The sequence below is a fragment of the Pseudoalteromonas sp. MTN2-4 genome, assembly GCF_042848605.1.
Taxonomy (GTDB): Bacteria; Pseudomonadota; Gammaproteobacteria; order Enterobacterales; family Alteromonadaceae; genus Pseudoalteromonas.
Genome location: NZ_BTGK01000077.1, coordinates 1 through 406 on the forward strand (window position 1 = coordinate 1; position 406 = coordinate 406).

General features: G+C 37.7%; 1 protein-coding gene. It reads left to right on the forward strand.

The annotated features are described in order from the left end of the window. Positions 1 to 311 (forward strand): hypothetical protein (locus tag ACGHEH_RS21795; RefSeq protein ID WP_390449912.1); only part of this gene is annotated, 311 nt, incomplete at its 5' end. Positions 312 to 406: the final 95 nt, after the last annotated feature.

A 406-nucleotide genomic window follows, 5' to 3' on the forward strand; every position in this document is an offset into this window, starting at 1 on the left:
ATTTCTCTATGTATTTGAGTAAATCGGATAAACTGTTCTACGAATTGATAATTTGGCCTTACATTGGTGTTTTTGTAGGTATTTCTTCAATTGTCTTTGCTGGCCTGCATGGACTGGAACTTTACCTTCCTTATACTTTAAGCTTTAGTGCTTTAGTTGGCGTCGTCAGGGCTCTCGGAATTGGTATTGGCTTCATAAAATTTGAGATTAAAGAAGTTAGTCGTATTAAAGTTTACTCATACAGAACTGCACTAGTTTGTATGTACGGCTTAGCTATTTATAGTGTTGCCTTGCCAAGGTATATATATTAGAAATATAACAAGTCAATAATGGCATGGACGCAAAACGCATGGCTTGCGCTCCTTCGTCGCTGATTATAGCCATGCATTTTTGCGCCCCATATTGA